Annotated in this window: 5 protein-coding genes and 8 tRNA genes; 12 read left to right on the forward strand and 1 reads right to left on the reverse strand. The window is 44.1% G+C overall.

What is annotated here, in order from left to right:
- Positions 1-36 precede the first annotated feature (36 nt).
- Both JHC35_RS05625 and JHC35_RS05630 read left to right on the forward strand, forming a co-directional pair.
- Positions 37-2151 (forward strand): STT3 domain-containing protein, encoded by a 2115-nt coding sequence (locus JHC35_RS05625; protein ID WP_295042853.1) that lies wholly within the window; start codon positions 37-39, stop codon positions 2149-2151.
- A gap of 12 nt (positions 2152-2163) precedes the next feature.
- The gene (locus JHC35_RS05630) at positions 2164-3960 is read left to right on the forward strand and encodes a nucleoside-diphosphate sugar epimerase/dehydratase (protein WP_295042861.1); all 1797 of its coding nucleotides are present in this window, start codon (positions 2164-2166) and stop codon (positions 3958-3960) included.
- 4 nt (positions 3961-3964) lie between these two features.
- On the opposite strand, the gene ilvD is transcribed toward JHC35_RS05630, so the two are convergent.
- Complete coding sequence (gene ilvD / locus JHC35_RS05635) at positions 3965-5653, reverse strand: dihydroxy-acid dehydratase (protein WP_295042855.1); 1689 nt, start codon at positions 5651-5653, stop codon at positions 3965-3967.
- A gap of 139 nt (positions 5654-5792) precedes the next feature.
- Here ilvD and JHC35_RS05640 point away from each other — a divergent pair.
- From JHC35_RS05640 to JHC35_RS05685, 10 genes are all read left to right on the forward strand, one after another.
- Positions 5793-5867, forward strand: a tRNA-Gly gene (locus JHC35_RS05640).
- A 45-nt stretch (positions 5868-5912) separates the two neighbouring features.
- A tRNA-Leu gene (locus JHC35_RS05645) sits at positions 5913-5999 on the forward strand.
- 22 nt (positions 6000-6021) lie between these two features.
- Positions 6022-6095 (forward strand) — tRNA-Cys (locus JHC35_RS05650).
- 27 nt (positions 6096-6122) lie between these two features.
- Positions 6123-6212 (forward strand) — tRNA-Ser (locus JHC35_RS05655).
- Positions 6213-6244: 32 nt separating this feature from the next.
- Positions 6245-6334 (forward strand) — tRNA-Ser (locus JHC35_RS05660).
- 14 nt (positions 6335-6348) lie between these two features.
- Positions 6349-6423: transfer RNA gene (locus tag JHC35_RS05665), tRNA-Asn, on the forward strand.
- A 24-nt stretch (positions 6424-6447) separates the two neighbouring features.
- Positions 6448-6522: transfer RNA gene (locus JHC35_RS05670), tRNA-Gln, on the forward strand.
- Positions 6523-6537: 15 nt separating this feature from the next.
- Positions 6538-6614: transfer RNA gene (locus JHC35_RS05675), tRNA-Met, on the forward strand.
- 174 nt (positions 6615-6788) lie between these two features.
- Positions 6789-7391, forward strand: a complete 603-nt coding sequence (locus JHC35_RS05680; protein ID WP_295042857.1) for a gamma-glutamylcyclotransferase — start codon at positions 6789-6791, stop codon at positions 7389-7391.
- 3 nt (positions 7392-7394) lie between these two features.
- Positions 7395-8153: hypothetical protein (locus tag JHC35_RS05685; protein ID WP_295042859.1), on the forward strand; the 759-nt coding region annotated here is incomplete at its 3' end.

Consider the following 8153-nt stretch of genomic DNA (forward strand, 5'->3'; position numbering starts at 1 on the left):
CTAAAATACCCCTACTAAAAAACGGAGTGTAAACCAATGCTAAAACTACACGAAGATACGACCTCTTTTCGCACCCTCTTTATCTTCATAGCGGTAGCGTATCTGTTCTCTCTCTCGCTCCGTTTTATCTGGGTCGATACGTTTAAAAACACCCCCCAGTTTCGCTGGAATAATGAGTTGATGATCAACAACAATGACGGCTATTTCTTTGCCGAAGGGGCACGTGATATTCTTCAGGGGCATCACGAGCAAAACGATCTCTCTCCGGTAGAAAGCCCACTCTCAAAACTGACCGCATTTTGCAGTAAAATCCTCCCCGTCAGTTTTGAAACGCTCATTCTCTATATGCCTGCGGTTATAGGCTCATTGATCGTCATCCCTTTGATTTTGATCGGGCGCGCCCTCCATCAAACCACGATGGGATTTATAGCGGCACTTGTCGGATCCATTGCCAACAGTTACTATAACCGCACCATGATGGGATACTACGATACCGATATGCTCAATATCGTTTTTCCCGCCATGGAGACGTTTTCGCTCATTCTTGCTATGACGCATCAGCGCAACCGCTACCTTATTCCCATTACCGTATCTATCGCATTGTATCAATGGTGGTATCCGCAAGCATATACCCTCGATACGGGACTCTTTGGGATTATTATCGCTTATGCGCTCCTTTTTGATCGCAAAAATATCTATCTCTATAAAATCGCGCTCTTTATTCTCATCGGTATTTTGGCACTTCCGTTTACTGTAAAAGTTGCGTTAGCCGTAGGATTATTTGCCTTTTTCCATTTTCAAAAAGAGCTCTCGACAAAACTGTTTTGGGCTATTTTTGCCGTTGTGATTGCGCTGTACTTTTTTACGGGCGGGTTCACTCCGATCTTAGGAAGCCTCAAATCGTATCTTGGAATAGGCTCCAAAAACGTCATTGCTGCGGCATCATCGCTGCACTATTACGACGTTGTCTCAACCGTAAGAGAAGCGGGGCATATCCCTTTTAGCGTTTTTGCAGAACGGATAAGCGGACACACGGTGACTTTTATTATCGCATGCGTCGGTTATCTCATGGCGCTTATCGCTTATCGTCCTCTCGTAGTGACACTTCCGCTTGTAGGACTTGGTTTTATCGCGATGTCTGCAGGGCTCCGCTTCACCATCTATGCCGTTCCCGCTATGGCATTGGGATTTGGTTTTTTTGCCGTATGGATTTCTCAACGGATCCAAAATTCATGGTTCCGTTATGCAACACTCATGATCCTCAGCTTCGGTGCGATCTACCCCAACTATCTACACATCCGCGAATATCTGACCCCGACAGTGTTCACGGCACAAGAAATAGAAATTCTTGAGCAATTTCGTAAAATCGCCTCCCGAGAAGACTACGTCGTATCTTGGTGGGATTACGGATATCCTCTTCGATACTACAGCGATGTCAAAACATGGGTCGACGGTGGAAAACACAGCGGTGACGTCAACTATCCGACCTCATTCGTTCTCTCCGCGCAAGATGGATTTTCTGCGGCCCACATGATGCGCCTTTTTACAGAATATACCGAAAAAGGGTTTAGCGAGACCAATAAAACGTCGAATGATTTTGAAACGATGATTAAAAAAGAGCATTTTCAAGATCCGAACGACTTTATTACCGCTCTTGCACTTCCCGAATATAAAATGCCCTCAAAAACACGTGACGTATACCTTTGTCTCCCCTTACGTATGATGGAAATTTTTCCGACCGTTACCTTGTTTAGTAATCTCGATCTAAAATCAGGGAAAAGTCCCTCTCAGCCTTTCTTTTACTCCTCTCAAAATTTCAAAGATATGGGTGCAACGATTGATTTGGGACAAGGTGTCTCGATCAACAAAACAAACAGCACCCTAAAAATAGGAGCCAAAGAGGTACCGATCAAAACGTTCTATCAAGTCGGATACGATAACGATAAAAAAGTTCAGGTCAATCAACAACCGTTTGCCTCAGACGGGCTGAATGTTGTTTTTATGGCAAGCTATGGACAGTTTTTGGTTTTAGATGACTATTTCTTTAACTCCACCTATATCCAAATGTTTGTATTCGAACACTACGACCACAATTTATTCGAACCGGTCATTTTGAATCCTATGATGAAGCTCTACAAGCTAAAAATATAACGATTGTCTCTTATGCAAAAACAAAACGCATCCTTCACCTTATTTCAGCCCAGCTTTAAAAAGAGACTCCTCTTTTTTTTAGCGGCAGATTTTGTCCTTTTTTTTCTATCGCTCCATTTTGCGTATTCGCTACGGTTTGACTTTGCCATTCCCCCTGAGCATATTGCTAAATTTTACACGGTCTTTTTTACTCTGACTCTCCTAAAATGGGGAAGTTTCTACCTATTCGGAATTTATCGTGTTACGTGGCGATTTTTTGGTCTGAATGACGCAAAAAAATTGGTATACGCACATATTCTCGCCTTTTTTTCTTTTTTCGTCCTCTATCTTTTGAATGCGTCGCTCTTTCTTCCGATGCCAAGAAGTGTGATAGGGATCGATTTTATTTTGTCACTCACCCTCGTCGGGGCTTTGCGTTTTTCTAAACGGCTCACCTTGGAAACCAGCAAAGGTGCCATTCACAAACCGACTCTGGTTGTCGGAATTTCCCCCAATACCGCCAATCTGATTAAAAGTATGATTGAGGATTCCAACGATTATTATCCCGTTGCCATCCTCTCCGTTGAAGATCACACCCACAATTTAATCAACTCCACCATTCAAAATCTCAAAATCTCCGGCAAATCAGCTCTTCCGACACTCATCGAAACCCAAAAGATCCAAGCCGCCATTATCGACGGCACTCTACCTAGCGAATCGCTTCAAAGCGCCTATCAGCTTCTCTCCAATGCAGGGATCAGCGATATAAAACGATCAACCCTTTTATCGGACGGAAAGGAGTCAATTACCCCTCTCTCGGTCGAAGAGCTTTTGGCGCGCCATCCCAAAGATCTTGACACCCAAACGGTTGAAAACTTTATACGAGGGAAAAACGTTCTCATCACGGGTGCAGGGGGAAGTATCGGAAGCGAAATTTCACTCCAATGTCACCAATTCGGTGCGGCAAAACTACTTTTGATCGACCATAGCGAGTTTAATTTGTATCAAATCGGTGAAAAACTCCCTTCTGCGGAACTCTATCTGTGCAGCATCACCGACAAAGAGACGTTGGATACGATCATACAAAACGGCGCACCCGATATTGTCATCCATGCCGCCGCCTACAAACACGTCCCTCTGTGCGAAGCGAACATCCCAATGGCGATCAAAAACAACATCATCGGGAGTCGCAACGTTATCGACAGTGCGATCGAACACAATGTCCCCAAAATCGTAATCATCTCGACAGACAAAGCGGTTCGCCCGACGAACGTCATGGGGACAACCAAGCGGATCGTAGAGCTTTATGCCCAAAACGTCGATCCGAAAAACAGTGAGATCGTAGCCGTCCGTTTCGGTAACGTCCTCGGATCCAGCGGAAGCGTTATCCCAAAATTCAAAGCCCAAATCGAAGCAGGCGGACCCATCACCCTCACCCATCCCGATATTACCCGCTATTTTATGCTCATCAGCGAAGCGTGCCAGCTGGTACTCCAAGCGGCAGCCATTGCACGGGGAGGCGAACTGTTTATCCTCGATATGGGTGAATCGGTCAAAATTGCCGACTTAGCCCAAACGATGATCCGTCTCTATGCCACCCAGCCGATCGAAATCGTCTATACGGGATTACGCCCTGGGGAAAAACTCTACGAAGAGCTCTTGATCGATGAGAGCGAACAAAAAACCTCATATGAGTCAATTATGATTGCCGGTTCAACCCATTATCCGATCGAAATGTTAAAAGAGGATATTGAAAAGTTATCCGAGAGCACGAATATTATAGAAGCGTTACAAAAAATCGTACCGGAGTTTCAACCCTCCGGTACTTAAAATGTTATAACTCTGTTTTAAGAGCAGCGCCGTTAGAGGCGTTGGAGACAAGAAGACTGTAGCGTTTGAGCCATTTGGACGAGATCTCTTTTTGGATCGGCTTCCAGTGAAGGCGACGTTGTTCCAACACTTCATGGCTGACGTTGAGTTGCAATAGATGGGCATCGACATCGAGCTCGATCTCATCGCCGTCTTCGATGAGGGCGATCAAACCACCCTCAGCCGCTTCAGGACTGACGTGACCGATCGATGCTCCGCGTGTCGCACCGCTAAAACGTCCATCGGTGATGAGGGCAACGCTCTCTCCGAGCCCCATACCCATAATCAGTGCCGTGGGTGCGAGCATCTCTTGCATCCCCGGCCCCCCTTTAGGACCTTCATAGCGGATTACGACAACATCGCCCGCTTTGACTTTGTGCCCTACGATTCCGGCAATCGCCTCTTGCTGACTGTTAAAACAGACAGCACGTCCTTTGAACTTGCGCATATTCGGAGTGATTCCCGCCGTTTTGACAACCGCCCCCTCTTCTGCAAGATTTCCGAAAAGAATCGACAAACCGCCCACCGGCGAGTAGGCGTTTTCATTGGTGTGGATAATGTTCGGATCTTTGATCACCGCGTCTTTGATACGCTCACCCAGTGTCTCACCCGTAACGGTCATCGCATCGGTACGGAGGATTCCGCCGCGACGGCTCACCTCTTTCATAACGGCATTAACGCCCCCCGCGCGGTTGATGTCATCCATGTGCACGGTTGAGAGCGATGGAGAGATTTTCGCGATGTGAGCGACGTTTTCAGAGATTTTGTTGATTTGGGTAATGTCGAAATCAACCCCCGCCTCTTTGGCGATGCCGAGCATGTGCAATACAGTATTGGATGATCCCCCCATTGCCATATCGACGACGAACGCATTATGGATCGCTTTTTCGTTCAGAATATTTTGGATATTCCACTTTTGGGAATTTTCGTCTTTGACCATCTCGACGATGCGGCGTGCCGCTGTTTTGACCATCTCGATCCGCTCAGGAGTCATAGCGAGAACCGTACCGTTACCCGGCAATGCAACCCCCATTGCTTCACAGAGGGTATTCATCGAGTTTGCCGTAAACATCCCCGAACAGCTTCCGCCGCTCGGACACGCCTCACACTCAATCTCATAGAGCTCTTCATCGCTCATTTTGCCATCGGCGTGTTTTCCGACCGCTTCGAAGGCGGTTGCCAAATCGATCGGCGTCCCGTCTTTTTTGTGCCCCGCCTTCATCGGTCCGCCTGAGACGAAAATAGTTGGAACATTGACGCGCAGCGCCCCCATGAGCATCCCCGGAACGATTTTGTCACAGTTGGGGATACAAATAAGTCCGTCAAGCTTATGGGCATTCATCACCGTCTCGATACTATCCGCAATCAACTCACGACTCGGCAACGAATACAACATTCCATCATGCCCCATCGCGATCCCATCATCTACACCAATCGTATTGAACTCAAACGGTACCCCGCCCGCTTCGCGGATCGCCTCTTTAACGATACGGCCGTACTCTTGGAGAAAAAAGTGTCCTGGGATAATATCGATATGGGAATTCGCTACTCCGATAAAGGGTTTGTTAAAATCGTCGTCTTTAAGTCCGGTAGCCCGAAGTAAACTACGGTGAGGAGTTTTGTCAAATCCTCGTTTGATGGTATCGCTGCGCATAAAATATCCTTTTGGATCCGTTTTTTCATGATTCATAAAACGGAAATCATCATTAATTATCGTATTATACGAAAATTTTCTCTAAAAACTCTTTACAGCGAATATTTTTTTTGCTATACTTCCATCTCACAAAAACAATGCGGGAATAGCTCAGTGGTAGAGCACAACCTTGCCAAGGTTGGGGTCGCGAGTTCGAACCTCGTTTCCCGCTCCATTAAAATAATTATTATTTATTGAAGTCAAAAAATAGTATGTATCTGCCCGGATGGCGAAATCGGTAGACGCAAGGGACTTAAAATCCCTCGGTGGTAACACTGTGCCGGTTCAAGTCCGGCTCCGGGCACCATAACATTAATAATAAAAGAACTGGCGCCATCGCCAAGTGGTAAGGCCGGAGCCTGCAAAGCTTCTATCCCCAGTTCAAATCTGGGTGGCGCCTCCAAATTATTATTAAACTTACAAAATTAGTGGATAGATGGCAGAGCTTGGTTTAATGCACCGGTCTTGAAAACCGGCGAGGGTCATACCTCCCAGGGTTCGAATCCCTGTCTGTCCACCACTAAATAGAAAATAATCAGAAAAGAAAAACTTGGATAGATGGGTGAGCGGCTGAAACCACATCCCTGCTAAGGATGCGTACTGGTAACGGTACCGAGGGTTCGAACCCCTCTCTGTCCACCACCAACAGGTGATATTCCGAATTAGCTCAGCGGTAGAGTAGGTGACTGTTAATCACTTGGCCACTGGTTCGAATCCAGTATTCGGAGCCATTAAAAAAACTTTTAAAGATACATTGGGGTGTCGCCAAGCGGTAAGGCCTCGGTTTTTGGTACCGATATTCAGGGGTTCGAATCCCTTCACCCCATCCAACTTCGAAAAAACATCGCGGAATAGAGCAGCTCGGTAGCTCGTCGGGCTCATAACCCGAAGGTCATAGGTTCAAATCCTGTTTCCGCAACCAATATTATCCCCTAAAATACGGACTTTCAAAGCCTATCTTCCTAAAAAAATCTTATAACTCATTTTAGTTTTATTGCCTATTTATTGGCATATTTAAAATTAAAAGCTTATATAAACGTGACACTTTTATAAAATATCTTGTATAATCTAGTCACATTTTAAAAGGAGGAACAGAATGCATACCATAGATAAACTTGAGCGTAAAATCAATGCTTTACCGATAGGTGAAATCATTCCTTTCTCGCTAGTTGATATAGATGGTGTTTCAAAAGTCACCATCAGAAAATATTTACATCGTTTGCACGAGCGAGGGATAATTTCAATCGTTAAACGAGGCTATTTTCAACGAATAGAACCCTTTCATGAATTTTTATTTGTATATGGATCGCTCAAGAAAGGGTTTGACAATTACAAGCTTTTAGAAAAATCGACGAGAAGACTCGGCAAAGCCTCCACCGTTGGGAAGTTTGGTATGTTTGAAGATAGTTTTGGCAACTACCCCTATCTGGTTAAAAAACCAATCAACCATATAAGCGGAGAACTGTATGAAATTCAACGTAAAGAACTTTTATACCAAATCGATGAGTTTGAAGGGGCACCTGATTATTATCAAAGAAAAAAAATCAAAGTGAAAACCCATCACGGTGTCCATTTCGCATATACTTATATTCGAGAAGATGCACAGATTCCAGATCATCAAACGCCATTAAAGATTTGGGAAAACAACACCGATTATAAAGTAAAACAATTGAAAAACTTTTTAGAAAAGTTGCACTAACAGATGTCAGGCACAACACAAAGATATAAAGCAACTCCTAATAATACGGTAAATTGTCATAACGTTGGAGAAAACGACGAGTATCAATTTGGATGTGAATTCGAATTTTACATTGATATTGAAAACCACGATTTTAAAGATGCCATAGAGAGAATCAAAAATAAGATACAAGCATTTACCAATGCCGATATTTTGGTTGATTTGTTAAATCTACCCATCGAAGATGATAAGAATCATTGTATTCAAATCAAACCAGATCAATCGCTACAAAGTCATGGACTGGAAATATCCATACCTATTACTTCGCAAACGGGAGTAAAGCACTATATCCGCCATATACTTCCCCTCATAGAAGAATTTGGCTATACCAACGAAGATACAGGATTGCATTTTCATATTTCTACCATCCAAAAAGATGGAGTCAATTTTCCATTTTACATTTTTATGCTCATGTGTCATGATAAAAACCTACTCTCATCATGGGAACCACGACTAGGGTACAGTCAAAATGTTATGGATATTTTATTGAAAAGTACCAAGACTGAGGCAAGGATTATAAAAACTAAAAAAGGGACAATCTGGAATCTTGAAAAGCTAGAAGCAAACCATATTGAAATCAAATCAATGGGTGGTATCAATTATCACCGTCAAATGGACAAAATCATAGATGAGTTCGATACGTATGCAGATTGCTTTGATCGAGTATATAAAAATATCGATCATGATTATAGGGCAAAGCTAATAGAAGAGCATAAAATTCTT

The organism is Sulfuricurvum sp. (assembly GCF_022759005.1).
GTDB lineage: Bacteria > Campylobacterota > Campylobacteria > Campylobacterales > Sulfurimonadaceae > Sulfuricurvum.

Excerpts from the sequence above, each read along its gene's own strand:
- JHC35_RS05625 (WP_295042853.1), top strand. The coding sequence starts at position 37 with ATGCTAAAACTACACGAAGATACGACCTCTTTTCGCACCCTCTTTATC.
- ilvD (WP_295042855.1), bottom strand. The coding sequence starts at position 5,653 with ATGCGCAGCGATACCATCAAACGAGGATTTGACAAAACTCCTCACCGT.
- JHC35_RS05680 (WP_295042857.1), top strand. The coding sequence starts at position 6,789 with ATGCATACCATAGATAAACTTGAGCGTAAAATCAATGCTTTACCGATA.
- JHC35_RS05630 (WP_295042861.1), top strand. The coding sequence starts at position 2,164 with ATGCAAAAACAAAACGCATCCTTCACCTTATTTCAGCCCAGCTTTAAA.